The following is a 26,400-nucleotide window of genomic DNA, read 5'->3' as shown; positions in this document are numbered from 1 at the left end:
ACGGATCCGCACGCCCGCTTCCGAGGCGCGCGCGGCACGATGGGGAGCATGACGTCCTCGACCGCCCCCACCGTCCGCGACAACGCCTCGGTCACCGCCGCCGACCGGTCCCGCGTGTTCCACTCCTGGTCGGCGCAGGGCGCGCTGAACCCGCTGCCGATCGCAGGCGGTCTCGGCGCCGAGGTCTGGGACGTCGACGGCACCCGCTACCTCGACTTCTCGAGCCAGCTCGTGAACGTCACCATCGGCTACCAGCACCCGAAGGTCGTCGCCGCCATCCAGGAGCAGGCGGGCGTCCTCACCACCGTCGGCCCCGCCTACGCGAACGAGACCCGCGCCGAGGCGGCCCGCCTGATCACCGAGCGGGCGCCCGAGGGCATGGAGAAGGTCTTCTTCACCAACGGCGGCGCGGACGCGAACGAGAACGCGATCCGCATGGCGCGGCTGTTCACCGGCCGCGACAAGGTCGTCTCGCTGTACCGCTCGTACCACGGCAACACGGGAGCGGCGATCGTCTCGACCGGCGACTGGCGCCGCATCCCGAACGAGTACTCCCGCGGGCACGTGCACGCCTTCGGGCCCTACCTGTACCGCAGCGAGTTCTGGGCCGAGAGCCTCGAGCAGGAGTGCGAGCGCGCCCTCCACCACCTCGAGCGCGTCGTGCAGGCGGAGGGGCCGGAGTCGATCGCCGCGTTCCTCCTCGAGACCATCCCCGGCACCGCCGGCGTGCTCACCCCGCCGCCCGGCTACCTCGCGGGTGTCCGCGAGATCGCCGACCGGTACGGCATCCAGCTGATCCTCGACGAGGTCATGGCGGGCTTCGGCCGCACGGGGGAGTGGTTCGCCTTCGACGCCTTCGACGTGCGCCCCGATCTGATCACCTTCGCGAAGGGCGTCAACTCCGGCTACGTCCCGATCGGCGGCGTCGTCATCTCGGATCCGATCGCCCACCACTTCGACGAGCGCGTCTTCCCCGGCGGTCTCACCTACTCGGGCCACCCGCTCGCCGCGGCCAGCGTCGTCGCGACGCTCCAGGCGATGGAGGAGGAGGGGATCGTCCACAACGCGCGCACCATCGGCTCGGAGCACCTGGCCCCCGGCCTGGCGGCGCTCGAGGCGAAGCACGACCTGATCGGCGAGGTCCGGGGCTCCGGAGTGTTCTGGGCGCTGGAGCTGGTCACCGACCGGGCCGCGCGCACCCCGCTGCCGGCGGCCTCCGTCGCCCGCCTCAAGGCCGACCTGCTGTCCCGCGGCCTTCTGCCCTTCACCGCCGACAACCGGATCCACGTGGTCCCGCCGGCCGTCATCACCCCCGCCGAGGTCGCCCGCGGCCTCGGCATCCTCGACGACGCCCTCACCGCCTTCAGCGGCTGACCGCACTCCGTTCCGCAGGCGGCGGCGTCCTCGCGAGGCGTATCCGGGGATCCGCGTTCCAGCGGATCCGCGTCGCCGTGCGCGACCCGCTCCTCGGGACCCGGCCCCGCGCTGGAGCCGACTGCGGGACGCCGCGCGGGGAGCGGCGTCCTGACCAGCGGCGCCGTCGCGAGGCGTATCCGGGGATCCGCGTTCCAGCGGATCCGCGTCGCCGTGCGCCTGCCGCTCTTCGGGACCCGGCCCCGCGCTGGAGCCGACTGCGGGACGCCGCGCGGGGAGCGGCGTCCTAACCAGCACTGTGCAAGGCGAACGCCGTCACGAACCCGAGCACCGCGTACAGCCCGGTGAGCACGTCGTCGCGGTCGAACGCCTCGGGAATCATCGTGTTCGAGATCATGGCGAGGATCGCGCCGGCGGCGACGGTCGTCACGAAGGCCACGACCGCGCCGGGCGCGGTGGCGAAGACCAGGAAGCCGACCAGCGCTGCGGCGGCCGAGATCGCGGCGATCCCGCCCCAGACGGTGAAGACGTAGCGGGCGGAGCGGCCGTCGGCTTTCATGCCGACCGTCGAGGACAGTCCCTCGGGGAGGTTCGAGATCGCGACCGCGGCGACGATGGGCACGCTGATCGCCGCTCCCGCTCCGCCCTGGGCGACCGAGAGGCCGAGCACGATCGATTCGGGGACCCCGTCGATCAGGGCGCCGGCCGCGATGGCCGCGCCTCCTCCTCCGCCCGACCCCTTCGCGCTCTTGCGGTTCCCCGCGCCGGCGCGGGTGAGCAGCGCGTCCGCGCCGACGAAGACGACGGCTCCCGCGAGCGTGCCGAGGATCGTCGGGAGCAGTCCTCCGTCGTCCGCCGCCTCCTGCACGAGCTCGTAGGCGAGCGCCGAGATCAGCACCCCTGCTCCGAAGGCGGAGATCGCGGCGGTGAGCTTCGGGGGCACGCGCACGAACCAGGCGAGCGCGGCGCCGATCAGGAGGGTGGCGCCGCCGATGGCGCCGCTGGCGAGGGCGAGGGTCCAGGGAGGCACGGCTCCACCCTGGCACCGGCGGCGTCCGGTCGCGGCGGGCTTGACGGGGGCGCTCCGGCGGCGCTCGACCCGCCTCCGCCCGCCCCGACAGCTGTCGTGCAGGCGTCGAGCCGCGATGCCCGGCCGATCCTCGGCGATGGAGGGCCGCTCGGGCCGGGCGTCCCCGTAAACTGCCGGAATGGCGGAGTTCAGCGCGAGTGTTTTCCAGAACGAGTTCCTCTCGGACGGCGCCACCGACGTGCACGCCATCGTCACGGTGACCGCGTCCGGCACGGGGGTCGCCGGGTCCGACGGGGCCGCGGCCGAGATCATCATCGTGGACTGCTCCGGATCGATGACCGGCGAGAACATGACGGCCGCGAAGCGCGCCGCCGCCGTGGCCGTCGACCAGATCCTGGACGGCACCTTCTTCGCCGTCGTGGCCGGGTCCGAGCGCGCCGACCGCGCCTTCCCGTACCCCAACGCCACCGTCTCGATGGTGCGGATGGAGCCGGGGGCGCGAGCCGCGGCGAAGGAGGCGATCGGCTACCTCCAGGCCGACGGCGGCACCGCGATGGGTACCTGGCTGACCCTCGCCCGCCAGCTGTTCGCGACCGTGCCGGAGGCGACGCAGAGGCACGCGATCCTCCTCACCGACGGCAAGAACGAGCACGAGTCGCGGATGCAGCTGGACGCGGCGATCCGCGCGGCGTCGGGCGACTTCCAGTGCGACGTGCGCGGCGTCGGCTCCCGCTGGATCGTCGAGGAGGCGCGCACCATCGCGAGCGCCCTGCTGGGCACCGTGGGCCTGATCGCGAACCCGGCCGACATGGCGGCCGACTTCGAGTCGCTGATGCGGGCGTCGATGGGCCGGGGAGTCGCCAACGGTGAGCTCCGCGTCTGGACTCCGCAGGGCGCGCAGCTGCTCTTCGTCCGCCAGGTCGCGCCGAACCTCGAGGACCTCAGCTCCCGGCGGAACGCCGTGAACCCGCTCACCGGCGCCTACCCGACCGGCGCCTGGGGCGACGAGTCGCGGGAGTACCACGTGGCGGTCCGGGTCGCGTCGAAGCCGGTCGGCTCGGAGCAGCTCGCCGCGCGGGTGCAGCTCAGCGTGCGCGACGAGGTGGTCGCCTCCGCCCTGGTGAAGGCGCGCTGGACGGACGACTCCGCCCTGACCGCCCGCATCGACCCCGCCGTCGCCCACTACACCGGCCAGACCGAGCTCGCCTCCGCGATCCAGGACGGGCTCGCGGCCAAGGCGCGGGGCGACGAGGCGACCGCCACGGTCAAGCTCGGGCGGGCGGTGCAGCTCGCCTCCGTCACCGGGAACGACGAGGCGACCGCGAAGCTGCGGAAGGTCGTCGAGATCGACGACCCGAACGAGGGCACCGTGCGGCTCAAGCGCGGCGTGGACCGCCTCGACGAGATGGCGCTGGACACCGCGTCGACCAAGACCACGCGGGTGCGCAAGTGAGCTTCCGCTGCCCCGAGGGGCACACCTCGCAGTCCGGCGACTACTGCGACGTCTGCGGGGCGCCCATCGGTGCCGCTGCGGCCCCGTCGCCCGCTCCCGCCGCGCCGACCACCGCGATCCCGACCGGTCCCTCGGTCTGCCCGCACTGCTCGTTCCCCAACGAGCCCGGCGCCCTGTTCTGCGAGAACTGCGGCTACGACTTCACGACCGGCTCCCTCCCCGAGGCCGATCCGTTCACCTCCTCCGGCGCCGTCCGCGCTCCGGGCGAGGTCGGCGGCTCCGCGACGCGGTCGGGGGACCCGGCCCAGCACCTGGGCGAGGCGCCCGCGCCGCAGGCCGATCCCGCGGCTCCGACCGAGCTGGTCCCGGAGCAGGAGGCCGGCTTCGACACCCCCGTCGCGACCGCGCCGCCCGCAGCTCCGCCGACCGAGGTGATCCCGGAGGCCCCTGCACCCGAGGCCGCAGCCCCCGACGCGGCACCCGGGGCCTCAGCGTCGGAGGAGGAGGCCGCGTCCGCGCCTGCCACCGGCTCCGCCCGCCCCGCCTCCGCCTCCGCGGACCCGGACCGCCCGTGGATCGCCGAGCTCTGGGTCGACCCGGAGTGGTACGCCGAGCAGCGCGCTGACGACCCGATGCCCTCGCCCGGCCCGCCCGCGACCGTCGTCCTCCGCGAGCGCACCCTGCTCGTCGGCCGCCCGTCCGTCTCCCGCGGCATCTCGCCGCAGGTGGACTGCGGCTCCGACTCCGGTGTTTCGCGGCGCCACTGCCAGCTGAGCACCGACGGCTACCGCTGGTGGGTCGAGGATCTGCAGTCGGCGAACGGCACGTACCTCGCCCCGGCCGGGGCTGCGCTCCCGCAGTCGCCGATCGCCGCCGGGCAGCGCCGCGAGGTCGAGGAGGGCGACCGGATCTACGTGGGCGCCTGGACGCGGATCGTGCTCCGTCCCGCGTTCCCCGGCGAGGCCTAGGGCCCCGCGCCCGGTCGGTCAGCGACCGGCGAGCGCTCCGAGCATCCACGACAGCGCCGCGATCGCGCCGACGCCGACCACGCTCGAGCCGATGATCACGGAGCGCCGGATCCGTGCCGCGCGCGAGTCCGAGGCGGTCGGCGCGCCCGAAGCCGAGCCCGTCGTCATCCCGCCGCGGAGCCGGTGCGCGACCTCGTCGGCGGTCGGCCGCTTCTCCGGGTCCCTCTGTGTCATCGAGGTCAGCAGCGCCCGCCACTCCGCCGGCAGGGTGTCGGGCACGGAGGGGCTGCGGTGGAGGCGGGCGATCGCCGCCTCGAGGACGGTGCCCGAGTACTCCCGGTGACCGGTGATCGCCTCGAGGAGGACCAGGCCGAGGGAGAAGACGTCGCTCGCTCCGCTGATCGGCTCGCCCGCGACCTGCTCCGGGCTGACGAAGCTCGCGGTGCCGATCACGACGCCGTCGCTGGTCAGGCGGGAGCCGTCCATGAAGTGGGCCACGCCGAAGTCGGTGAGCTTGGCGGTGCGGGCGTAGCCGCTGGAGGCGACCTCGCTGACCAGGATGTTCGCGGGCTTCACGTCGCGGTGCACGACGCCGCGCTCGTGAAGGTAGGCCAGGGCCTCGGCGAGCTGCGTGCCGATCGCCGCGACCTCCGCCGCCGGGAGGGGGCCGGACTCGAGCCGCGCCTCCATCGTGGGGTCGGCGACGAGCTCCATCACGACGTAGCGGCGGACCTCGCCGCCGAAGTTGTGCAGCCCCGCGTCGAAGAGGTTGACGATGCCCGGGTGGGCGAAGGAGCTCAGCATCCGCACCTCGCGCTCCTGGCGGGCCACGTCCTCGGGGTTCGAGGCCTCCGCGCGGAACACCTTCACGGCGACCTCGCGCTGCACGGTCTCGTCGCGGGCCCGGTAGACCGAGCCCATCCCGCCGGAGCCGATGCGCTCGATCAGGTAGTAGCGGCCGGCCACCTTCTGCTGGGCGGCGTTCGCGGCGACGGTACTCATGGCGATCCCGCCTTCCGCTCGAACGGTGCGCTCCGGAGCGCACGAGGTGGGCGCCTGCGACGACGGTACCGCGGGGCGGCGCCGGCCGGGTCGGCGGAACGGGGGGATTGACACTCCCGGCCCCGGACGGGGGGACGAATGGCCGCTCAGCGCACCGATCCGCACCCCCGGCCGCGGGGTCAGCGGAGGCCGCTGCGCGCGAAGCCCTGCACGAAGTAGCGCTGGAACACCAGGAACAGCACCACCATCGGCACGACGTTCACCAGGGCGAACGCCATGGTCGCTCCGTAGTCGCTGCCGAACTGCCCCTGGAGGAAGAGCAGCCCGATCGGGAGCGTGAACAGCGCGTTCTCCTTCAGGGCGATGAGCGGCCAGGCGAAGTCGTTCCAGGAGCCGAGCAGCGATATGAAGAAGAGCACGGCGATGAGCGGCTTCGAGAGGGGGAGGACGATGGCCGTGAACACGCGGAAGTGCCCGGCGCCGTCGATCCGGGCCGCCTCGATCAGGTCCCGCGGGATCGCGAGGATGAACTGCCGCGCCAGGAACAGCCCGAACGCCGAGGCCGCCGTCGGCAGGATCACCGCCCAGTAGCTCCCGTAGAGGCCGAGGTCGGTGACGAGCCGGAACAGCGCCACCATGATCACCTGCACGGGCAGGGTGAGCGTCGACAGGGCCAGGAGGAAGAGCACTCCGGATCCGCGGAACCGCAGCTGCGCGAAGGCGTAGCCGCCGAGCAGGTTGATCGTCACGGTGATCAGCGCGGTGACCAGGCTGATCGCGAGGGAGTTGCCGAACCAGGTCGCCACGGGGAACGACGAGAACACCCGCTCGAAGTTCACCAGCGTCAGCTCGCGCGGCCAGAGGCGGAGGGTGCCGCCGAGCAGCTCGGACCGCGAGGAGAACGCGACGACGACCATCCAGTACAGCGGGAAGACGATGACCACCGAGACGGCGAGGGCGAGGGCGAGGCGGAGCAGGCGCGAGGTGCGCGACGTGCGGATCATTCGACGAGGTCCCTCGAGCGGTTGGTGCGCCACTGCACCGCGGTGAAGATCATGGTCAGGATCAGCAGCACGATGCCGATGGCCGCGGCGTAGCCCTGGTCGCGGGTGACGAACCCGGTGTCGTAGGCGTAGGTCACGAGCACCGAGGTCGCGTTCTGCGGTCCGCCGCCGGTGAGCACGAAGACGATGTCGAACACCTGGAACGAGTAGATGACGTTGAGGATGAGCAGGAAGAACGACGACGGGCCGACCAGCGGCAGCGTCACGTGGCGGAACTGCTGCCACGCGTTCGCTCCGTCGAGCCGGGCCGCCTCGTAGAGCGCGGGGTTCACCCCCTGCAGCCCCGCCAGGTAGATCAGCATGTTGAAGCCGGTGCGCCACCACAGGGTGACGAGCACCACGGAGGCGAAGGCCGCCGCTCCGCCGGACTGCCAGGCGATGCGGGGGAGGCCGATCGTCTGGAGCATGCCGTCGAGCACGCCGCTGTTCTCGTCGAAGATCAGCACGCCCATCAGCGCCGTCGCCACTCCGGAGACCGCCATCGGCAGGATGAGGATGCTGCGGAACACCGGCCGCGCGGGCAGCACCGAGTTCATCAGCACCGCCGCGCCGAGGCCCAGCGCCATCGAGAGCGGGGTCACGATCAGGGTGAACAGCGCCGTGTTCAACGTCGAGCGCCAGAAGAGGCCGTCGCCGAGCAGCCGCGCGTAGTTGTCGAGTCCGACGAAGACGCCGTCGCCGAAGCCGTTCGTGCGCTGGAAGCCGATCAGGAACGCGCCGCCCAGGGGGACGAACACGAACAGGCCGAGCATCAGCAGGTTCGGCGCGAGGAACGCGTAGGCGGCCGCCGTCTCGCGGGCGGGGGCGCGGGAGGTGCGCCGGGGGCGGGCGGTCACCGCCTCCGGCGCGAGGACCGACCGGCTCACTGCGTCGCGGCCGCGATGCCGGAGGTGAGGCCGGCGATGGTGTCCTCGGTGCTGCGCCCGCCGACGAAGGCCTGCTCCAGCTGCTCCTTGAGCACCGTGATGATCGCGGCCATGTCGGGCGAGGCGACCTGCGCCGAGTCGGACGCCTGGACGGTGCCCGCCTGGCCGAGGAACACCTCGGCGAGCTCGGGGCGCACGGCGAACTCGATGCCCGACTCCGTGAGGTCGCGACGGGTGGGGAGGAGGGAGGCGCCGGCGCAGAAGTCGCGCATCGCCTCCTCCTCCGTCACGAACGCGAGGAAGGAGGCGGCCAGCTCCGGGTTCTTCGCGGCCTTGGTCGCGACGAGGGCGTTGCCGCCGAAGTCGCCGCCTCCGCGCACGTTGCGCGGGGAGTAGGTGGCGCCCCACTCGAAGTCGAGGGTGGAGTCGGCGTCGGGGATGAGGAACGCGCCGGCGAAGGTCATCGCGGTGGTCTGCGAGTACCAGAGGTCGCTGGCGTAGGTGGTCGCCTGCACGGAGCTGCTCGGCGGCACGAGGCCGTCGGTGAAGAAGCTGCGGCTGAAGTCGATCGCGGCGCGGCCGGCGGCGGAGTCGATCGCGGGCCCGGACAGGTCCTCGGTGAGGAAGCGGCCGTCGGCCTGGAAGAGCAGGCTCAGCCAGCGGGTGACGCCGTTGCCCTGCCAGTTGTAGGCGAAGGGGTAGCGCTCGGCGGGGAGCGAGGCGCGCAGCTTCCGCCCGACCTCGGTGAACTCCTCCCAGGTCCACGCCTCCTCGGGCGAGGAGGGGAAGGAGGTGACGCCCGCGTCGGCCAGCACCTGCGTGTTGTAGAGGATCAGCGAGGTGTCGGTGTGGTGGGGGACGCCGAAGGGGCTCCCGCCGCTCTGCACCGCGGCCCAGGCCGGATCGGTGAACCGCTCGGCGACGTCGGAGTCGAGGAAGCCCGACAGGTCCAGGAGCTGGTCGCGGCCGGCGTAGCTGCCGAACGTGTAGTACGGGACCCGGAAGACGTCCGGCGGGTTCCCCGCCTGCAGCTGCGCGTCGATGTTGGTGAACATCTGCTCGTACGGGACCGCGTTGAGGGTCACGGTGGCGCCGGCGTTCGCCGACTGGAACGCGTCGATCGCGCGCTGGAAGCCGGCCAGCTCGGCGTCGGTGCCCCAGGTGGTGAAGGTGAGGGTGTCGCTGCCGGCGCTCGCCGCGGGGCCCGCGGGGGCGAAGCCGCAGCCGGAGAGGACCGGGACGGAGGCGGCGACGCCGAGCGCTCCGAGGAAGCGGCGGCGGTCGAGGACCGCGCGTCCGAGCTGCGAGAGGTCGAGAGCCCCCGAGGGGAGCCCCTTGCTGGTCAGGCCCATGACGGCCTCCTTCCGGGGGCCAGCGGCAGGCTCCCGGGGGCAGGCTATTCCGGCAGGGCCGCGGGTATCGCGGCTGGACGGATCGGCCGATCCATGAGAGGAGCGGCCGATCCGCGCGGCGGGCGTTCAGCCGCGGCGGCCGAGCATCCCCTCGAACGAGCCGTCGAGCGCCCAGGGGTCGGGCGTGGAGCCCGAGCGGGAGGAGCGGGCGGCTTGATCGGCCAGCTCGCGTCCGGCGCGCTCGATGCGCGAGGGCAGCGCCCGTCCGTCCTCGGTCGCGCCGCCCCAGTCGTCCGTCGCCGCGAACACGGTGGTCGCGAGGGGCGCCGCGTGCAGGTAGGTGAAGAGCGGGCGCATCGCGTAGTCGACGGCCAGGGAGTGGCGGGGGGACCCGCCCGTGGCCGCCAGCAGCACGGGCAGGCCGCGCAGCGCCTCCGTGTCGAGCACGTCGACGAACGACTTGAAGAGCCCGCTGTAGCTGGTGGTGAAGATCGGCGTCACGGCGATCAGGCCGTCGGCGCCGGCGACCGCGTCGAGCGCGGTCTGCAGAGCGGGGCTCGCGAAGCCGGTGAGGAGGTTGTTCGTGACGTCGTGCGCGAGGTCGCGCAGCTCCACGACGCTCCGCTCGACGGCGAAGCCCTGCTCGGTGAGGGAGGACTCGGCGGCGTCGGTCAGGCGGTCGGCGAGCAGCCGGGTCGAGGACGGCTGGCTGAGGCCGGCCGAGAGGACGGTGATCCTGCGGGTGTCCATGGAGAGCTCCTGACTAGACGGTGACGGGCTCGGCCGCGGGCTGCGCGTCGCGCGCGGCCACGAGGGAGGCGTGGGTGGGGGCGTCGGGCACGTGCGAGGGGCGGCCCTCGGCGAAGCCGGCGCGGAGGGCGGGGAGGATCTCGCCGAGCATGTCCATCTGCTCCAGGACGGTCTTCAGCGGGAGTCCCGCGTGGTCCATCAGGAAGAGCTGGCGCTGGTAGTCGCCGACGTACTCGCGGAAGCCGAGGGTGCGGTCGATGATCTGCTGCGGGGAGCCGACGGTGAGCGGGGTCTGCTCCGTGAAGTCCTCGAGCGAGGGGCCGTGGCCGTAGACGGGGGCGTTGTCGAAGTAGGGGCGGAACTGCGAGACCGCGTCCTGCGAGTTCTTCGCCAGGAAGATCTGCCCGCCGAGGCCGACGATCGCCTGGTCGGCGGTCCCGTGGCCGTAGTGCTCGAAGCGCTGGCGGTAGAGCTGCACCATCTTCTGGGTGTGCGAGGCGGGCCAGAAGATGTGGTTCGCGAAGAAGCCGTCGCCGTAGTAGGCGGCCTGCTCGGCGATCTGCGGGGAGCGGATCGATCCGTGCCACACGAACGGCGCGACACCGTCGAGGGGGCGCGGGGTCGACTGGAAGCCCTGGAGGGGGGTGCGGAACTGGCCCTCCCAGTCGACGAAGTCCTCGGTCCACAGGCGGTGCAGCAGGTCGTAGTTCTCGATCGTCAGCTCGATGCCGCGGCGGATGTCCTTGCCGAACCACGGGTAGACGGGGCCGGTGTTGCCGCGGCCGAGCATCAGGTCGACGCGGCCGCCGGCGAGGTGCTGGAGCATCGCGTAGTCCTCGGCGAGCTTGACGGGGTCGTTCGTGGTGATGAGGGCCATCGCGGTGGAGAGCGTGATCCTCTCGGTCTTCGCCGCGAGGTAGCCGAGCGTGGTGGTGGGGGAGGAGGACCAGAACGGCGGATTGTGGTGCTCGCCCAGGGCGAAGACGTCGAGGCCGATCTCCTCCGCCTTCAGCGCGATCGCGAGGGTCGCCTGGATCTTCTCGGACTCGGACGGGGTCCGTCCGGTCGTGGGGTCGGTCGTGATGTCGCTGACCGTGAAGATGCCGAACTGCATCAGGCGCTCCTTCTGTCCTCCGGCCCGGTGGGGCCTGGTCCATGCGTTTGCATGTACATCCTCATTTAACCACGTGCGGCCGGATCTATTCCCGTGGATCCCCGGGCCTCCGCCGGCCTGTCGGAGGACGGCGCCGGTGCCGTGCCCGGACGTCGCCGACCCGCCCCGCTCGCCCCGCGGCCGCCCGAAACATCCCCGCAATACGCCCCGCACTAGAGTCGTGCCATGGGTGACCTCTTCGACGGATACGGGTCCCAGAAGGTCGAGCGGCCCGACACGGGCGCCACCCCCTGGGACGAGATGTTCGCCGACGTGGCGTCGACTGGAGGCCCCGACGGGGTCCGCGGCGCCTACCGCGACATCTACTCCTCGCTCGCGCGGATGACCCAGGAGGAGCTGCGCGGCCGCACCGACGCGCTCGCCTCCTCCTACCTAGCGCAGGGCGTCACCTTCGACTTCGCGGGGGAGGAGCGGCCGTTCCCCCTCGACGCCGTCCCCCGGGTGATCGAGCGCGCCGAGTGGAACGAGGTGCAGACCGGCATCAAGCAGCGGGTCCGTGCTCTCGAGGCGTTCCTCGCCGACGTCTACGGCCCGCAGAACGCCGTGGCCGACGGCGTCATCCCCGCCGGGCTGATCTCGAGCTCCAGCCACTTCCACCGGCAGGCCGCGGGCATCGTCCCCGCGAACGGCGTGCGGATCCAGGTGTCCGGGATCGACCTGATCCGCGACGAGAAGGGCGGCTGGCGGGTCCTCGAGGACAACGTCCGCGTGCCCTCCGGCGTCTCCTACGTCATCTCGAACCGCCGGGTGATGGCGCAGACGCTGCCCGAGCTGTTCGTCTCGATGCGGGTGCGCCCGGTCGGCGACTACCCGAACAAGCTGCTGCAGGCCCTCCGCGCCTCCGCCCCCGAGGGAGTTGACGACCCGACCGTGGTCGTGCTCACCCCGGGCGTCTACAACTCCGCCTACTTCGAGCACACCCTCCTCGCCCGCCTCATGGGCGTCGAGCTGGTCGAGGGCCGCGACCTGTTCTGCACGGGCGGCAAGGTGTTCATGCGCACCACCTCCGGCCCGACCCGGGTCGACGTGATCTACCGGCGCGTGGACGACGAGTTCCTCGATCCGCTGCAGTTCCGCGCCGACTCGATGCTCGGCTCGCCCGGGCTGATGCTCGCGGCCCGGCTCGGGAACGTCACGATCGCCAACGCGGTCGGCAACGGCGTCGCCGACGACAAGCTCGTCTACACCTACCTGCCCGACCTCATCCGCTACTACCTCTCGGAGGAGCCGGTGATCAAGAACGTCGACACGTGGCGGCTCGAGGATCCGGGAGCGCTCGAGGAGGTGCTCGACCGCCTCGACGAGCTCGTCGTGAAGCCGGTCGACGGCTCCGGCGGCAAGGGCCTGGTCGTCGGGCCGGCCGCCTCGGCGAAGGAGCTCGCGGAGCTGCGCTCCCGCCTCCAGGCCGACCCGCGCGGCTGGATCGCGCAGCCGGTCGTGCAGCTCTCCACCATCCCCACCCTCGTCGACGACGGGATGCGCCCCCGGCACGCCGACCTGCGGCCCTTCGCCGTGAACGACGGCACCGACGTCTGGGTGCTGCCCGGCGGTCTGACCCGCGTCGCGCTCCCCGAGGGGCAGCTCGTCGTCAACTCGTCGCAGGGCGGCGGATCGAAGGACACCTGGGTGGTCGGCCTCGAGGAGGCGCGCAGCGCCGAGCCCGAGGCGCGCGACATCCAGGCGCTCGTCGCCGAGCAGGCCGCGGTCACCAGCTCCATCCCGATCGTCTACCCGCTCAACCACACGCCCGACCACTCGCCGCAGGACGCGCCGAACACCGACCAGGACCAGCAGCAGCAGCAGACGCTCGCGGCGGGGGAGGACGACTGATGCTCTCCCGGATCGCCGAGTCGCTGTTCTGGATCGGCCGCTACATCGAGCGGTCCGACGGCACCGCCCGCATCCTCGACGTCCACCTCCAGCTCCTGCTCGAGGACCCGTGGATCGACGAGGACACGGCCTGCCGCTCGCTCCTGTCGGTGATGGGCTCGACCCCGCCCGACGACATGCGCGAGATCACCCGTGCCGACGTGCTGGCGATCCTCGCGATCGACCGCACGAACCCCGCCTCGATCGCCTACTCGCTCGGCGCGGCCCGCGAGAACGCCCGCCGGGCGCGCGAGATCGTCTCGACCGAGCTCTGGGAGTGCCTGAACACCACGCGCACCCGCATGCCGCGCCGCGTCTCGGGCGAGCGGGTGTCGGAGTTCTTCAGCTGGGTGCGCGAGCGCTCCGCCCTCGCCGTCGGCATCATCGAGTCGGCGACCTCGCGCGACGAGGCCTGGCAGTTCTTCACCCTCGGCCGCTCGATCGAGCGCGCCGACATGACCGCCCGCCTGCTCGCCACCCGCTCGCTGACCGAGGCGAGCGGCCCCTCCTGGACCACGATCCTCCGCTCCTGCGGCGCCTACGAGGCGTACCTGCGCACCTACCGGGGCGTGCCGAGCGCGCGGAACGCGGCGGAGTTCCTCCTCCTGGACCGGCTGTTCCCGCGCTCGATCCTCTTCTCGGTCTCGCGGGCGGAGGCGTGCATGCGCGACATCGAGCCGCGCACCGGCCGCATCGGCCACTCCGGCGACGCGCAGCGCGTCCTCGGGCGGATCCGCAGCGAGCTGGAGTTCCGGCCGATCACCGACATCCTCGAGGACCTGCCGCGGCACATGGACAGCGTGCAGGAGGCGACCTCCGCCGCGTCCGAGGCGATCCGCCAGCGGTACTTCCCCACCAACGTCATGCCGAGCTGGATCGGGGAGGCGCTGTGAGCAGGCTGCGCATCAGGCACACCACGGGCTTCACCTACGCGGGGGACGTGGTCGCGTCCTACAACGAGGCGCGGATGCTCCCCGCCTCCTCGGACGGGCAGCTGGTGCTGTTCTCGAACCTCGACATCCGGCCGGTGACCTCGGTGCACGCCTACACCGACTACTGGGGCACCCGCGTGTCGTCGTTCGACGTGCTCGACGCCCACCGCGAGCTCTCGCTGACGGCGACCTCGCTCGTCGAGATCCGGCCGAAGCAGCACCCCGACCACCCGACCGGGTGGGATCAGCTGTCCGAGCAGGTCGAGACGCGCACCGAGTACGTGGAGCAGTCGAAGCAGACCCACCGCACCGCGCCGCCGGAGGACCTCGCGGCGATGGCGCGCTCGCTCGCGGACGAGACGGCCGGCCCGTGCGAGGCCGCGCTCACGATCGCCGAGACGATCGGCCGGGCGATGACCTACCGGCAGGGCGTCACCGGCGTGCACTCCACCGCGACGGAGTCGTGGACCGCGCGCGAGGGCGTCTGCCAGGACATCACGCACATCGTGCTCGGGGCGCTGCGCTCGGTGGGCATCCCGGCGCGCTACGTCTCGGGCTACCTGCACCCCAAACCGCACGCCGAGATCGGCGAGACCGTGGTGGGGGAATCGCACGCCTGGGTCGAGTGGTTCTGCGGAGGAGCGTGGCGCGGATACGACCCGACGAACCTGATCGACATCGGCGACCGCCACGTCATCGTCGGCCGCGGCCGCGACTACAACGACATCGCGCCGCTGCGCGGGGTGTTCGCCGGGCCCCGCTCGTCGAAGCTCTTCGTCCGCGTCGAGATCACCCGCGAGGCCTGAGGGCGGGCGGCGGACGCGCCCCGCGTCGACGACGACCCGTTTAGCCGGCTGTCCGCGGATCCGCTCCGGCGCGCGGACCGGCTGACGGAGCCTAGGCGCGGGGGCGCAGCAGGGGGACACCGCCGGTGGCGGGAAGGGCCTCCGGCTCGGGGGCCGCGAGCCGGGCGGCGCGGCGCAGGCGGAGGTGGAAGGCGAGTCCGATGGCGGCCGCCGCGATTCCGGAGGCGGCGCCGACCAGCATCGCCTGGCGCGGGCCGTAGGCGTTCGCGACCCAGCCGATCAGCGGTGCGCCGATCGGGGTGCCGCCGACGAAGATGGCCATGTACAGCGCCATGACCCGGCCCCGCATCTCGGGGGCGGTCGAGAGCTGCACGTAGCCGTTGGCCGAGGTCATCAGCGTCTGCGCCGCGATGCCGACGAAGGGGAGCAGGATCGCGAACGCCCAGACCGTCGGCATGACGCCGGCCAGCGCGAGCGCGACGCCGAACGCGGCGGAGGCGCCGACGATGAGCCGGAGCCTCGGGCGGTCGCGGCGTGCCGAGAGGAGCGCCCCCAGCACCGAGCCGACGGCGATCGCGGAGGAGAGGAGGCCGAACTCGCTCGCCCCCATGTCGAACTCGACGGTCGCCATCGTCGAGGCGAAGATCGGGAAGTTCAGGCCGAAGGTGCCGATCAGGAACACGATCGCGAGCACCACGAGGATGTCCGGCCGCTTCGACACGTAGCGGAACCCCTCCAGCAGCGCACCCGGGCCGCGCGTGGCGCGCGGGGCGCTGCGGAGCTGGTCGCGGTGGAGTGCGCGCAGCGAGAGCAGGACGGCGAGGAAGCTCGCGGCGTTGAGGAGGAAGACCCAGCCGGAGCCGACCGCGGCGATGAGCACGCCCGCGAGGGCCGGTCCGATCATCCGCGCCGAGTTGAAGGAGGCCGAGTTCAGCGAGACGGCGTTGGTGAGGTCGCGCTCCTCGACCAGCGCCGAGACGAACGTCTGGCGCACGGGCGCGTCGATCGCCGCGGCGAAGCCGAGCAGCAGAGCGAAGAGGTAGACCATCCAGAGCTGGACGACCCCGGTCACGACGATGAGTCCCAGGCCGAGCCCGAGCGCGCCCATCGCGCCCTGGGTGGCCATCAGGAGCTTCCGCCGGTCGAAGCGGTCGGCGATGAAGCCGGAGAAGGGGACCATCACGAGCTGCGGTCCGAACTGCAGTGCCATGGTCACGCCGAGCGCCGTCGCGTCGTGGTCGGTCAGGTCGTTGATCACGATCCAGTCCTGGGCCGTCCGCTGCATCCAGGTGCCGACGTTCGAGACCATCGCGCCCGCGAACCAGATGCGGTAGTTCGGCACGGCGAGGGAGCGGAACATCGCGCTCATCGGTCGGCCACCGCGCGCAGGACCGCCGCCGCGTCGTGGAGCAGGCGCAGGTCCTCGGGAGGGAGCTCCTCGAGGCGCGCCACGAGCCACGCGTCGCGGCTGCGGCGCACGTCGAGCACCAGTGCGGTGCCGGCCCCGGTGGGGCGGATGCGGGTGACGCGGCCGTCGGCGGGGTCGGCGAGGCGCTCCGCGAGTCCTTCGTCGACCAGGCAGCCGACCGTGCGGGTCATCGAGGGCGGGCGGACCCGCTCCGCCTCGGCCAGCTCGCCGAGGGTCTTGGCGCCCTCGCGGTGCAGGAGTGCGAGCACGCTGAACTGCGGATCGCTGAGCTCGTGCTGGGCCTTCTCCTGCCGGAGCCGCCGTCCGAGCCGGCCGACCGCTGCCCGCACCTCGCCCGCGAGGGAGGTCAGCGGGAGATCGGTCTGCAGGGTCTCGGTCGATGGCACATAGTTAGCCTAACAAAAGAACTGCCGCTCAGGCGGAGGTCCGCGCGGTCCGCACCGCTCCGATGCTCGCGGCGACCACGAGCGCGATCCCGACGGCCTCGACGGCGCTGAGGCGCTGACCGAGCACGAGGAAGCCCGAGAGCGCGGCCGCCCCGGGGGAGAGCGACATCAGGATCGAGAATGTGGAGGAGCGCAGGCGCCGCAGCGCCAGCAGCTCCAGCGCATAGGGCACCGCGGAGGAGAGCACCGCGACGGCGAGCCCGAGGAGCAGCACCGGCGGCACCACCAGGGCGGGTCCGGCGGAGGCGATGCCGAACGGCAGCGACACGATCGCGCCGGCCGCCAGCGCCAGCGCGAGCCCGTCGATCCCCTGGAACCGCCCGCCGGTGCGGCCGGCGAAGACGATGTACGCGGCCCAGAGCACAGCGGCCCCCAGCGCGAAGCCGACGCCGACCGGGTCCAGCGCCGAGAACCCGCCCTGCGACAGGGTCACCACTCCGGCCAGCGCGAGCACCGCCCAGACCAGGCTCAGCACGCTCCTCCCGGCGATCACCGAGAGCGTCAGCGGCCCGAGCACCTCGAGGGTGACGGCGGCGCCCTGCGGGATCCGGGCGATGGCCTCGTAGTAGCAGGCGTTCATCCCGCCGAGGGCGAGACCGTAGGCGGCGACGGTGGCCCAGTCGCTCCGGCTGTGGCCGCGCAGCCGCGGACGGCAGACCAGGAGCAGAACGACGGCCGAGAACACCAGCCGGAGCGTGACGGTGCCGATCGGCCCCGCGGCGGGGAAGAGCAGCACGGCGAAGGAGGCGCCCAGCTGCACGCTCGCGACCGACCCGAGCACCAGGCCGATCGAGCCCGCGCTCGCCGGGCGCCGCTCCGGAGCGGCCGCTGCGCTCAGCTGGAGCGCCGCTGCGTCTGGACGGGCGGGACGTTGTAGCCGAGCAGGCCGACGCCGGTCGCGTCCCAGCGCAGCGTGGTCAGCGAGACGTTGTCGACCACCGGGAAGGTGTGCCGGTACGTCTCCGGGTTGATGCCGAGGTAGGCGCACAGCAGGAGGCGGATGAGCGTGCCGTGCGCGACGACGAGCACGCGGCCGTCCGGGTGCTCGCGGTGGATGCGGGCGAGCGAGGTGTTCGCGCGGGCGACGGCGTCGAGGCCGGACTCGCCGCCGGGCATCGGCTGGATGGCCGGCGCCGCGACCCACGCGTGGTACTCGTCCGGGAAGCGCTTCTCCATCTCGTCGGTGGTCAGCCCCTCGCCGCGGCCGAAGTCGACCTCGACCAGGGCCGGGTCGGGCTGCAGCTCGAGGTGGGCCGCCCGCGCGGCGGGCACGGCGGTGCGCACGGCCCGGACCAGGGTGGAGGAGTACACCGCCTCGAGGTCGGCGTCGACGGCCCAGGCGGCCAGAGTCGCCGCCTGGTCCTGGCCCCGGGGGGTCAGCGCGATGTCGGAGGAGCCCGCGAAGCGGTTCTCGGAGTGCCAGACAGTCTCTCCGTGTCGGGCGAGGATCAGGGTCGTCACCCCCTGAGCCTACCGACCGCGCGGGCCCGCGGGCCCCGCGCTCAGGCGGCGGGGACGCCGTAGTGCGCGTCGACCATCACCGGGAGGTGGTCCGAGACGCCCTGGGGCAGCGTGGAGACCCGCTCGATCCGCACGGAGTCGCTGATCGCGAAGTCGAAGTGGCCGCTGAAGTAGCGGTAGCGCGCGTAGGTGGGGGAGTCGCTCCGCGAGACCAGGTAGCCGTTCCGGGTCATCCGGCGGTCGAGTCCGCGGAAGAACCACGGGTAGTTGTAGTCGCCGACCATCAGGGAGGGGGTGTCCGGCGCGTACTCGCGCAGCCGGTTGAGCGCCTCGTCGATCTGCTTGCGGCGCAGGGCGTTGCCGGCCGAGAGCGGAGCGGCGTGGAAGGACGAGACGGCGATCGATCCGCCGTCGCGGTCATCGAGGCGGACGGCCAGCAGGCGCTCGTGGGCGGGGGACATCACGCGGTCGTGCATGGACTTGCTGAGCTCGAACGCGGCGCTTCCGGAGAGCTCGAAGCGGTCCTGCGAGTAGTAGACGGCCAGGCCCAGGCGGTTGCGGGCCGTGACGGACGCGAGCCGGAGCGAGCCCACCTCCTGCGGCAGCTTCGTGGTGTCGCACTCCTGCAGGCACAGCACGTCGATGTCGTGGCGGGCGGCGAGGGGGGCGATCTCGGCGTGCGCTCGGTGCTCCCGGAGGTTGTAGGAGATCACGCGGAGGGCGCGTTCGGTCGGCTGCATTTCGCCAGTGTAGGGCGCGCCGCCCGAGCGCCGGCCGACCCTCCGGCGAACACGGAGGGACCTCCTCGGAACGCGGTCGGAACGTTCGCCGACCGGCCGGGGAGGTCCCTCGCGGAGCCGTGTCAGTGCTGCTCGGTGCCCGAGGCGTCGGTCTCGGCGTCGGTGCCGTGGACGCCGTCGGTGGGGCCCCAGTCGGGCAGCGGGGGGTTCTGCTCCTCGCCGTCGGCGCCGACGCCGTCGGCCAGGGGTGAGGCCGCGCCGCCGACCTCGTCGAGGCCCGCGGAGGTGCCGGTCTCGGTGGCGGGGTCGGGCGTGCGCGCGCCGTCGGTCGTGCGGGCGCCGTCGGTCGTGTCGGTGGGGGTGGGCTCGATGTCGTAGTCGGAGCTGCTCATGTACAGAAGCTACGACTCCGCCGCCCGCGGGGGCACCCCCTTGCGCTCCCGCGAACGACGGAGGCCCCCCGCACCGGGAAGGTGCGAGGGGCCTCCGAAGGGGGAGTGCTCAGCGTCCGTAGGCGGAGGCGGCGGGGCAGTCGAACGGGTCGCCGCCGGCCGACAGGCCGACCTTGTTGAGGTAGCGGACGACGATCGCGTACGACTCCATCAACGAGGTCTCGGTGTAGGGGATCTGGTGGGTGGTGCAGTACTCCTTGGCGATGACCTGCGCACGGCGCAGCGCCGGGCGGGGCATGTTCGGGAAGAGGTGGTGCTCCACCTGGTAGTTGAGGCCGCCCATGTAGAGGTCGGTGAACCAGGTGCTGCGGATGCTGCGCGAGGTGAGGACCTGGCGGCGGAGGAAGTCGACGCGCGCCTCCTTCGGCAGCAGCGGCATGCCCTTGTGGTTCGGCGCGAACGAGGCGCCCATGTAGAGGCCGAAGACGCCCAGCTGCACGCCGACGAAGGCGAACGCCATGCCGAGGGGGAGGGCCCAGAAGACGACGGCGAGGTAGAGGCCGACGCGGGTGACGAGCATGGTGATCTCGACCCAGCGCTTGTCGACCTTGCCCTTGCCGAACACGGTGCGGAAGCCGTGCAGGTGCAGGTTGAGGCCCTCGAGCAGCAGGAGCGGGAAGAACGCGTAGCCCTGGCGGCGGGTGAGCCAGGCGTAGAGGCCGCGCGAGCGGGCCGCGTCCTCGGCGGTGAAGGAGACGACGTCGCGCTCGATGTCCGGGTCCTTGCCCAGCACGTTCGGGTTCGCGTGGTGGCGGCTGTGCTTGGTCATCCACCAGGAGTAGCTGATGCCGACGAAGAGGTTCGCGAGGGTGCGGCCGGCGACGTCGTTGGCCTTGCCGGACTCGAACACCTGGCGGTGCGAGGCCTCGTGGGCGAGGAAGGCGAACTGGGTCAGCACGATGCCGAGGGCGGCGGCGAGCAGGAGCTGGAACCAGGAGTCGCCCAGCAGGACGAAGCCGGTGACGATGCCGCCGAGCGCGAGGACCAGCGCGCCGAACATCGTGTAGTAGAAGCCGGTGCGGCGGCGGAGGAGCCCCGCGTCGCGGACCGTGCTGAGGAGACCGGAGTACTCGGTCGTCGGGTTGACGCGGCCGTCGGCGCGGGGGCGGGTGCGGACGACGCGGGGGGCGCCTCCGGTGACGGACGTGGTGGTGGGGGTGCTCATCGGCGCCTCGCTCTTCGTGGTGACCGTCGGCGTCGACGGTCTCTCGGTGAGCGATCCCGACGGGGGCGGTCCGCTCATGGTTCACCGCGTCGGTAGGGGCCGGACGCGGCATCAGGGCGACCGGGGTCAAGGGCAACCTGGTGTGAACACTACGGGGACGGCGGCGGCACCGCACCATGGCGATTGCCAGCCTTCGCTCCGCGCGTGTCGGGAAGGGGAGTGCGCCTCCGGCGGGACCGCCGGAGGCGCACGGGCTCAGGAGCCGATCGAGTCCTGCGGGCGGCCGGACTTGAGCGCGGCGAGGCGCGCCTCCACCTCGGTCATCTCGCCGAGGTCCTCGAGCGACTCGAACTGCGCGTCCAGGCTCGAGGAGGCGAGCTCCTCCGCGCCGCGGACGCGCGCCTCCTCGCGGCGGATCTTCTGCTCGAAGCGGCTCACCTCGCTCGTCGGGTCCATCAGGTCGATGCTCTTCACGGCGTCCTGGACCTGGCTCTGCGCCTCGACGGTCTTCGAGCGCGCGATCAGCTCGTCGCGCTTGCTCGAGAGCTGCTGCAGCTTCTCGCGCATCTGGTTCAGGCCCGACTTGAGCTTGTCGACGACCTCGGTCTGCGAGGCGATGGTCGGCTCGGCGTCCTTCGCCTCCTTCTCGGACTGGATCTGGCGCTGCAGAGCGACCTTGGCCAGCGCGTCGAACTTGTCGGCGTCGCCGGCGCTCCCGCCGGTGCGCAGCTCGTCGGCCTTGCGGCTCGCGGCGAGGGCCTTGCCGCCCCACTCCTGGGCGTTCTGCACGTCCTCGCGGTAGTCGTCCTCGAGCAGGCGCAGGTTGCCGATCGTGGTGGCGATCGCCGCCTCGGCGTCGCGGATGCTGTCGGTGTAGTCGCGGACCATCTGGTCGAGCATCTTCTGCGGGTCCTCGGCCTGGTCGAGGAGCGCGTTGATGTTGGCCTTCGCGAGCTGCGCGATGCGGCCGAAGATCGACTGTCTCTGAGCCATGGGTGTCTCTCCTTGCGTCGTGGGTGGTGCCGGATGTCGGAGGTGGTGCCGGAGTCGTGGGGGAGGTGGTGGTCGTCGGTCCTGCGCGGATGCCCGGGGGCGCTCAGAAGCGCCCGCCGCCGCCGCGGCGTCCGCCTCCGCCGCTGCTGCGCCCGCCGCCGAAGCCGCCGCCGCCGGAGCGCCGGGACGAGCCGCCGCCGCCGAAGCCGCCGCTGAACCCGCCTCCGCCGAAGCCGCCCGAGCGGTAGCCGCTGCGGCGTCCGCCTCCCAGGAGCGACTCGACCAGGATCCCGCCGAGGAACGCGCCGGTCGTGTCGCCTCCGTAGGGGCTGCCGACGGCGTTCGGGGCGGAGTAGGCGCCGGCGTCGGCCCGCGCCCGCTCGAGCGCCTGCTGGGCGAGCTGCGAAGCGCGCTGGGCGGAGGCGAGAGCCTCGCGGGGGTCGGTGGCGGCGATGCGCTCGGCGTACTCGGCCGAGCGGGCGGCCTCGGCGACGCGGGTGCGCGCCTCCGAGCCGACCGCGCCGCGGCGGGCCGCGATGAAGTCCTCGGCGGCCGAGACGCGGCTGCGGGCGGAGGTGAGCTCGGCGCCGAGGGCGGCCCGCTCGCGCTCGCGCTGGGCCTGCGCGTCGCGGAACCCGCCGACGGCGGCGTCGATCGTGGCGTCGGCGGCGGTGAGCGCCTCGAGCAGGGCGAGCGGGTCGTTCGGCCGCACGGAGGCGGCGCGCTCGACGTCGTCGAGGGCGGCCTCGGTCGAGGCGACCGCTGCGGCGACGTTCTGCGCCTGAGCGGCGGACTCCGCGTCCTGGGAGGCGGCGAGCGCTCGCCCCTGCGCCACGTCGGCGCGGATCTCGGCGATGCGGCCGGCGAGCGACGCCTCCGCCTTCTGCAGCTCGTCGCCGCGCGTCGCCACCGCGTCGACGAGCCCGGAGGCCTGCTCGGCGGCCTGCTGCCCGGCGCGCAGCAGCACGGCGGCGCGGCCGGAGTCGCCGGCCTGCAGCGCCTGCTGGGCGCCGGCGAGCTGGTCGCGGGTGAAGCGGAGTCGGTCCTCGGCCTGGTCGGCGTCGTCGCCCACGTCGTCGATCGCGGTCGGCGCGTAGCGGGAGGCGAGCTCGGCGAGGCGGGCGCGGGCCGACGGGAGGCGGTCGCCGACCTCGGCGGCGCGAGCCGAGAGCGCGGCGGCGACCTGCGGCGCGTTCTTCTCGAGGTCGCGCAGCTCCTCGAACGCACTCGCGCGCTCGTCGAGCGTCTGCTCGGCGTCGGCGCAGAGCTGGAGGATGCGCTGGTAGCCGTCGCGGCGCTCCTGATCGGTCTCCGGCTCGGCGTCGTCGAGGCGCTGCTGCAGGGTGAAGGCCTCGCCGAGCAGGCGCTTCGCGGTGACGAGCGCCTCGCGGAACGCGCCGGTCGCGTCGGCGCCGAACTGCGCCTCCGCGAAGCCGACCTCCTGCTCGCTGGTGCGGACGGCGTCGTCGGCGTGGACGAGGGCCGATCCGGCACGGGTGGCGAGCTCGTCGATCGAGGCCTCCACCGCCTCCTGGGCGCGGCGCTTCCGCGCGCGGCGGACGAGCAGCAGCACCACGAGGCCGACCACGACGAGGGCCGCGAGCACGCCGAGCGCGATCAGCAGCCCCGAGCCGAGGGACTCGCCGGCGCTGGGCGCGTCGAGGCGCTGCCCGATCCCGTCGGCGGCGGCCACCGCGGCTCCGGCCCAGTCGCCGTCGGCGAGCCTCGGCTCGATGTCGTCGGACTGGAGCGAGGAGACCTGCGCGTCGTCGAGGGCGAAGCCCTGCGCGACCGACACCTGGTACTGACGGGCGTCGACCGCGACGGCCAGGAGGACGTCGTCGGTGCCCAGTCCGTTGCGGGTCGCGGTCTCGTCCGCCCACGCTACGCGGTCGGACGGATCGGTGAAGGAGTCGACGAAGGCGACGAACAGCTGCACGCGGTGCTGGTCGTAGAGGGCCCGCGAGGCCTGCTCGATCTCGGTGGTCTCTCCGGAGCTCAGCACTCCGACCGAGTCGAGGACGGTGGAGGAGGAGAAGGAGACGGGCGATTCGGCCAGCGCCGCGGTCGCGGGGACCAGCGCGAGGACCGCGGCGATCAGGAGGGCCGCGAGCGCCGGCAGCCGCCGGGAGCTCACGGGGTGGTGGGGTCTCGCCGGCATCGCGCACACTCCTTCGTCGTCGCCTCCCGAGTGTAGACAGCCCGGGTGTCCGAGCAGGAGTCGGGAGGCGGCAGGCCGTCGACCGCGTGCCCGGGGCGCGGGGGATGGGAGAACGCCGGGAGGAGGAATGACCGTGCTCCGCTCGCGGTTGCCGCCCGGAGTGCGCCGCAGGTGCACGTGCCTCCCCCCCTCAGGGCAGCCCCCTGAGACAGCTCCGTAGAAAGGCGATCCCGTGGATCCGTTCTCCCCCCTCACCGCCGGCGACCTCGACCTCCCCAACCGCATCGTCCTGGCACCGATGACGCGACTGCGCTCCGACGAGCAGGGCGTGCCCGGCGCGATCGTCGCCGAGTACTACGCCCAGCGCGCGAGCATGGGCCTGCTGATCAGCGAGGGCGTCTTCCCCAGCGCCGAGTCCAAGGGCTACGCCGGGCAGCCCGGCATCGAGACCGACGCGCAGGCCGCGGGCTGGCGCGCCGTCGCCGACGCCGTGCACGCCGCGGGCGGGCGCATCGTCATGCAGCTGATGAACGCGGGCCGCGTCTCACACACCGAGATCACCGGCACCGACCGCATCGTCGCCCCGAGCGCCGTCGCCATCGACGGAGAGGTGCACACCCCCTCCGGCAAGAAGCCCTTCCCGGTGCCGCACGCGCTGACCACCGAGGAGCTGGCGACCGTCCGCGACGAGTTCGTCGCCGCCGCCCGCCGCGCGATCGACGCCGGCTTCGACGGAGTCGAGGTGCACGGCGCCAACGGCTACCTGCTGCACGAGTTCCTCTCGCCCGTCTCCAACGTGCGCACCGACCAGTACGGCGGGACCCCGGCCGAGCGCGCCGCGTTCCCGCTCGAGGTCACCCGCGCGATCGTCGACGAGGTCGGAGCGGGCCGCGTCGGCATCCGCCTCTCGCCGGCCCACAACATCCAGGACGTCGTCGAGACCGACGCCGACGACGTGTGTGCCACCTACGAGGCCGTCGTCGACGGGCTCGCCCCGCTCGGCCTGGCCTACCTCAGCGTCCTGCACGCCGAGCCCGCCGGCGAGCTGGTCCAGGACCTCCGCTCGCGCTTCGACGGCGTCTTCATCGCCAACAGCGGCTTCGGCTCGCCGACCAGCCGCGAGGAGGCGACCGAGCTGATCAGCGAGGGCCACGCCGACGCCGTGGCCGTCGGCCGCCCGGCGATCGCCAACCCCGACCTGGTCGAGCGCTGGCAGGGCGGGCACCCCGAGAACGAGGTCGTCCAGGAGACGGTCTACGGCGGAGGAGCCGAGGGCTACACCGACTACGAGCCCCTCTCGGCGTAGTCGCGACGCACGCTGAAGGCCCGCTCCCTCGAGGGGGAGCGGGCCTTCCGCGTACCGGGGGGATCAGCTCTCGCTGCCCCGGCTCTTCAGCTCGGACTCGATGCGGGCGTCCTGCTCGGGCGAGAGCTCGTGGTCCTCGTCCTCCGGGCCGGCCGTCTCGCCGACGCGGCCCTCGCCGAGGGCGTGGATCGAGGTGATCTCGTCCTCGAGCGCGGCGTCGCGGTCGTGCTCGCTCACGAGCCGGTCTCGATCTCCCCGGCGGAGACGGCCTCGGCGTACTTGCGGAGGTCCGGGCCGGGCTCGAAGTCGATGAAGCGGTCCTTGAGGCGCGCGTTCAGCTCCGCGAACACGTCCTCCCAGGGCTCGCCCTTCTTGCTCGTCGCGAGGTCGAGCACCGCCTCGCGGAGGACCCTGTCCGAGTCCTCGAGGATCTTGTCGCGGGCTTCGTCGTTCCAGCGGATGTCCTGTGCGTCCATGCTCCGACCGTAGGCGCGGGGCCGGGGCGCCCCAAGGACTTGCGGGCGGGGGGCGGGAGGCGTAGGAGCCCCGCCGCTCCGCGCTCAGGAGAGCGCCGGCAGCACCTCGCGCTCGAACAGCTCGATGCCGGACCGGTCGTAGGCGGCGTCCGGGAAGTAGAGGATGCCGTAGTCCATCCCGCGCGACTGCATGCCGGCGAGCCGGTCGACGATCTGCGAGGGAGTGCCGACCGCGAGCGCGTCGGGGCTGCGGTACTCGGCGACGAAGGACGCCGCTCCCTCCGCGCCGAGGTACGGGACCACGCGCTCCTCGAGACGCTGCAGCGCCGCCTCGACCTCCGCCTCCGTCTCGCCGATCACGACGTTGTAGTTCGAGCTCCGGGTGATCGCCGAGAAGTCGGTGCCCAGGCGCTCGCAGTGCCCGCGGAGGACCGAGCTCTTGTGGTCGAACGCCTCCGGGGTCCCGGCGAAGTTCGTGTACTGCGCGTACTGGGCCGCGATCCGCAGCGTGACCTTCTCGCCGCCGCCGGCGACCCACAGCGGGATGCCGCCCTCCTGCAGGGGCAGCGGCCGGTTCTGCGCGCCGTCCACCTGGTAGTAGCGGCCGTCGAGGGTCGCGGACCCGGTCGTCCAGGCCTGCTGCAGGATCTGCACGCCCTCGTCGAGCCGGCCCAGCCGCTCGGCGATCGGCGGGAAGCCGTAGCCGTACGCGCGCCACTCGTGCTCGTACCAGCCGCCGCCGATGCCCATCTCGACCCGCCCGCCCGAGACGATGTCGACGGTCGTCGCGACCTTGGCGAGGTAGGCGGGGTTCCGGTAGCCCATGCAGGTGCACATCTGGCCCAGCCGCACGCGCGACGTGGTGGCGCCGAACGCGCTCATCAGCGACCACGCCTCGTGCGTCGCCTCCTCCGTCACCTGCGGGACGGTGTGGAAGTGGTCGTAGACCCAGATCGACTCCCAGGCGCCGTCGTCGGCGTGCCGGGCGAGGTCGCTCATGGTGCGCCACTGGTCGGCGGCCGGGACGCCGACGAGGTCGTGGCGCCAGCCCTGGGGGATGAAGAGTCCGAATCGCATGCCGCCGACCCTAGGGCGGCCCGCCCCCGAGGTCGAGGGGGTCGCGGTGCTCGC

General features: G+C 72.9%; 26 protein-coding genes. 7 read left to right on the top strand and 19 right to left on the bottom strand.

Going from position 1 to position 26,400, the window contains the following annotated elements:
* The first annotated feature begins 48 nt into the window (after positions 1-48).
* Positions 49-1,374 (top strand): aspartate aminotransferase family protein, encoded by a 1,326-nt coding sequence (locus C5C54_RS15185; protein WP_104269376.1) that lies wholly within the window; start codon positions 49-51, stop codon positions 1,372-1,374.
* A gap of 286 nt (positions 1,375-1,660) precedes the next feature.
* Here C5C54_RS15185 and C5C54_RS15180 read toward each other — a convergent pair whose 3' ends face one another.
* The gene (locus tag C5C54_RS15180; RefSeq protein ID WP_104223842.1) at positions 1,661-2,404 is read right to left on the bottom strand and encodes a ZIP family metal transporter; all 744 of its coding nucleotides are present in this window, start codon (positions 2,402-2,404) and stop codon (positions 1,661-1,663) included.
* A gap of 178 nt (positions 2,405-2,582) precedes the next feature.
* On the opposite strand from C5C54_RS15180, the gene C5C54_RS15175 reads away from it, so the two are divergent.
* Both C5C54_RS15175 and C5C54_RS15170 read left to right on the top strand, forming a co-directional pair.
* A complete protein-coding gene (locus tag C5C54_RS15175; RefSeq protein WP_104223843.1) occupies positions 2,583-3,857 on the top strand; it encodes a VWA domain-containing protein in 1,275 nt (424 codons plus the stop codon).
* The gene (locus C5C54_RS15170; protein WP_104288689.1) at positions 3,854-4,825 is read left to right on the top strand and encodes an FHA domain-containing protein; all 972 of its coding nucleotides are present in this window, start codon (positions 3,854-3,856) and stop codon (positions 4,823-4,825) included. The genes C5C54_RS15175 and C5C54_RS15170 overlap by 4 nt, the downstream gene beginning before the upstream one ends.
* A gap of 18 nt (positions 4,826-4,843) precedes the next feature.
* Here C5C54_RS15170 and C5C54_RS15165 read toward each other — a convergent pair whose 3' ends face one another.
* The 6 genes from C5C54_RS15165 to C5C54_RS15140 all read right to left on the bottom strand — a co-directional run bounded on the left by C5C54_RS15165 (position 4,844) and on the right by C5C54_RS15140 (position 10,973).
* The gene (locus tag C5C54_RS15165) at positions 4,844-5,827 is read right to left on the bottom strand and encodes a serine/threonine-protein kinase (RefSeq protein WP_104223845.1); all 984 of its coding nucleotides are present in this window, start codon (positions 5,825-5,827) and stop codon (positions 4,844-4,846) included.
* 179 nt (positions 5,828-6,006) lie between these two features.
* Positions 6,007-6,831: a carbohydrate ABC transporter permease gene (locus tag C5C54_RS15160; protein WP_104288688.1), complete on the bottom strand. Its 825-nt coding sequence runs from the start codon at positions 6,829-6,831 to the stop codon at positions 6,007-6,009.
* Positions 6,828-7,757 (bottom strand): carbohydrate ABC transporter permease, encoded by a 930-nt coding sequence (locus C5C54_RS15155; RefSeq protein WP_258063347.1) that lies wholly within the window; start codon positions 7,755-7,757, stop codon positions 6,828-6,830. Before C5C54_RS15155 ends, C5C54_RS15160 begins: the two co-directional genes overlap by 4 nt.
* Positions 7,754-9,109 carry a sugar ABC transporter substrate-binding protein gene (locus tag C5C54_RS15150; RefSeq protein ID WP_104223847.1) on the bottom strand — a complete coding sequence of 452 codons (1,356 nt, stop codon included), beginning with the start codon at positions 9,107-9,109 and terminating at the stop codon, positions 7,754-7,756. The genes C5C54_RS15155 and C5C54_RS15150 overlap by 4 nt, the downstream gene beginning before the upstream one ends.
* 126 nt (positions 9,110-9,235) lie before the next feature.
* The gene (locus C5C54_RS15145) at positions 9,236-9,859 is read right to left on the bottom strand and encodes an FMN reductase (RefSeq protein WP_104261452.1); all 624 of its coding nucleotides are present in this window, start codon (positions 9,857-9,859) and stop codon (positions 9,236-9,238) included.
* Positions 9,860-9,872: 13 nt separating this feature from the next.
* Positions 9,873-10,973, bottom strand: coding sequence for an LLM class flavin-dependent oxidoreductase (locus C5C54_RS15140; RefSeq protein WP_104223849.1), 1,101 nt, complete (start codon positions 10,971-10,973; stop codon positions 9,873-9,875).
* A gap of 225 nt (positions 10,974-11,198) precedes the next feature.
* On the opposite strand from C5C54_RS15140, the gene C5C54_RS15135 reads away from it, so the two are divergent.
* From C5C54_RS15135 to C5C54_RS15125, 3 genes are read left to right on the top strand one after another with little or no spacing between them, the layout of a single operon-like run.
* Positions 11,199-12,863, top strand: a complete 1,665-nt coding sequence (locus C5C54_RS15135; protein ID WP_104226201.1) for a circularly permuted type 2 ATP-grasp protein — start codon at positions 11,199-11,201, stop codon at positions 12,861-12,863.
* Positions 12,863-13,795 carry an alpha-E domain-containing protein gene (locus tag C5C54_RS15130; protein ID WP_104223851.1) on the top strand — a complete coding sequence of 311 codons (933 nt, stop codon included), beginning with the start codon at positions 12,863-12,865 and terminating at the stop codon, positions 13,793-13,795. Before C5C54_RS15135 ends, C5C54_RS15130 begins: the two co-directional genes overlap by 1 nt.
* Entirely contained in the window at positions 13,792-14,640 is an 849-nt protein-coding gene (locus tag C5C54_RS15125; RefSeq protein ID WP_104246867.1) for a transglutaminase family protein, read from the top strand. The genes C5C54_RS15130 and C5C54_RS15125 overlap by 4 nt, the downstream gene beginning before the upstream one ends.
* A gap of 91 nt (positions 14,641-14,731) precedes the next feature.
* Here C5C54_RS15125 and C5C54_RS15120 read toward each other — a convergent pair whose 3' ends face one another.
* From C5C54_RS15120 to C5C54_RS15080, 9 genes are all read right to left on the bottom strand, one after another.
* Positions 14,732-16,009 carry an MFS transporter gene (locus C5C54_RS15120; RefSeq protein WP_104246866.1) on the bottom strand — a complete coding sequence of 426 codons (1,278 nt, stop codon included), beginning with the start codon at positions 16,007-16,009 and terminating at the stop codon, positions 14,732-14,734.
* The gene (locus C5C54_RS15115; protein WP_258063346.1) at positions 16,006-16,455 is read right to left on the bottom strand and encodes a MarR family winged helix-turn-helix transcriptional regulator; all 450 of its coding nucleotides are present in this window, start codon (positions 16,453-16,455) and stop codon (positions 16,006-16,008) included. The genes C5C54_RS15120 and C5C54_RS15115 overlap by 4 nt, the downstream gene beginning before the upstream one ends.
* 28 nt (positions 16,456-16,483) lie before the next feature.
* Positions 16,484-17,296, bottom strand: coding sequence for a DMT family transporter (locus C5C54_RS15110; protein ID WP_244230592.1), 813 nt, complete (start codon positions 17,294-17,296; stop codon positions 16,484-16,486).
* Between the two features lie 53 nt (positions 17,297-17,349).
* Positions 17,350-17,976, bottom strand: coding sequence for a histidine phosphatase family protein (locus C5C54_RS15105; protein ID WP_104223854.1), 627 nt, complete (start codon positions 17,974-17,976; stop codon positions 17,350-17,352).
* Between the two features lie 41 nt (positions 17,977-18,017).
* A complete protein-coding gene (locus tag C5C54_RS15100) occupies positions 18,018-18,716 on the bottom strand; it encodes an endonuclease/exonuclease/phosphatase family protein (protein WP_104223855.1) in 699 nt (232 codons plus the stop codon).
* Between the two features lie 122 nt (positions 18,717-18,838).
* Positions 18,839-19,108 (bottom strand): hypothetical protein, encoded by a 270-nt coding sequence (locus C5C54_RS15095; RefSeq protein ID WP_104288687.1) that lies wholly within the window; start codon positions 19,106-19,108, stop codon positions 18,839-18,841.
* A 109-nt stretch (positions 19,109-19,217) separates the two neighbouring features.
* Complete coding sequence (locus C5C54_RS15090) at positions 19,218-20,333, bottom strand: acyl-CoA desaturase (protein ID WP_104226226.1); 1,116 nt, start codon at positions 20,331-20,333, stop codon at positions 19,218-19,220.
* 255 nt (positions 20,334-20,588) lie between these two features.
* The gene (locus C5C54_RS15085) at positions 20,589-21,326 is read right to left on the bottom strand and encodes a PspA/IM30 family protein (RefSeq protein WP_104223858.1); all 738 of its coding nucleotides are present in this window, start codon (positions 21,324-21,326) and stop codon (positions 20,589-20,591) included.
* A gap of 103 nt (positions 21,327-21,429) precedes the next feature.
* Positions 21,430-23,487, bottom strand: coding sequence for a TPM domain-containing protein (locus C5C54_RS15080; RefSeq protein ID WP_104288686.1), 2,058 nt, complete (start codon positions 23,485-23,487; stop codon positions 21,430-21,432).
* Between the two features lie 232 nt (positions 23,488-23,719).
* On the opposite strand from C5C54_RS15080, the gene C5C54_RS15075 reads away from it, so the two are divergent.
* Entirely contained in the window at positions 23,720-24,793 is a 1,074-nt protein-coding gene (locus C5C54_RS15075; RefSeq protein ID WP_104288685.1) for an alkene reductase, read from the top strand.
* Positions 24,794-24,856: 63 nt separating this feature from the next.
* Here the strand turns inward: C5C54_RS15075 and C5C54_RS18065 are convergent, their stop codons facing one another.
* The 3 genes from C5C54_RS18065 to C5C54_RS15065 all read right to left on the bottom strand — a co-directional run bounded on the left by C5C54_RS18065 (position 24,857) and on the right by C5C54_RS15065 (position 26,346).
* Positions 24,857-25,030, bottom strand: a complete 174-nt coding sequence (locus C5C54_RS18065; RefSeq protein ID WP_160035225.1) for a hypothetical protein — start codon at positions 25,028-25,030, stop codon at positions 24,857-24,859.
* A complete protein-coding gene (locus C5C54_RS15070; RefSeq protein WP_068251275.1) occupies positions 25,027-25,269 on the bottom strand; it encodes a hypothetical protein in 243 nt (80 codons plus the stop codon). The genes C5C54_RS18065 and C5C54_RS15070 overlap by 4 nt, the downstream gene beginning before the upstream one ends.
* 84 nt (positions 25,270-25,353) lie before the next feature.
* Entirely contained in the window at positions 25,354-26,346 is a 993-nt protein-coding gene (locus tag C5C54_RS15065; RefSeq protein ID WP_104223861.1) for an LLM class F420-dependent oxidoreductase, read from the bottom strand.
* Positions 26,347-26,400: the final 54 nt, after the last annotated feature.

The organism is Rathayibacter sp. AY1F2 (assembly GCF_002930885.1).
In the GTDB taxonomy this organism is placed as follows: domain Bacteria; phylum Actinomycetota; class Actinomycetes; order Actinomycetales; family Microbacteriaceae; genus Rathayibacter.
The sequence above is the reverse complement of the archived record's forward strand: the minus strand, read 5'-3'. Positions and strand labels throughout refer to the sequence as shown.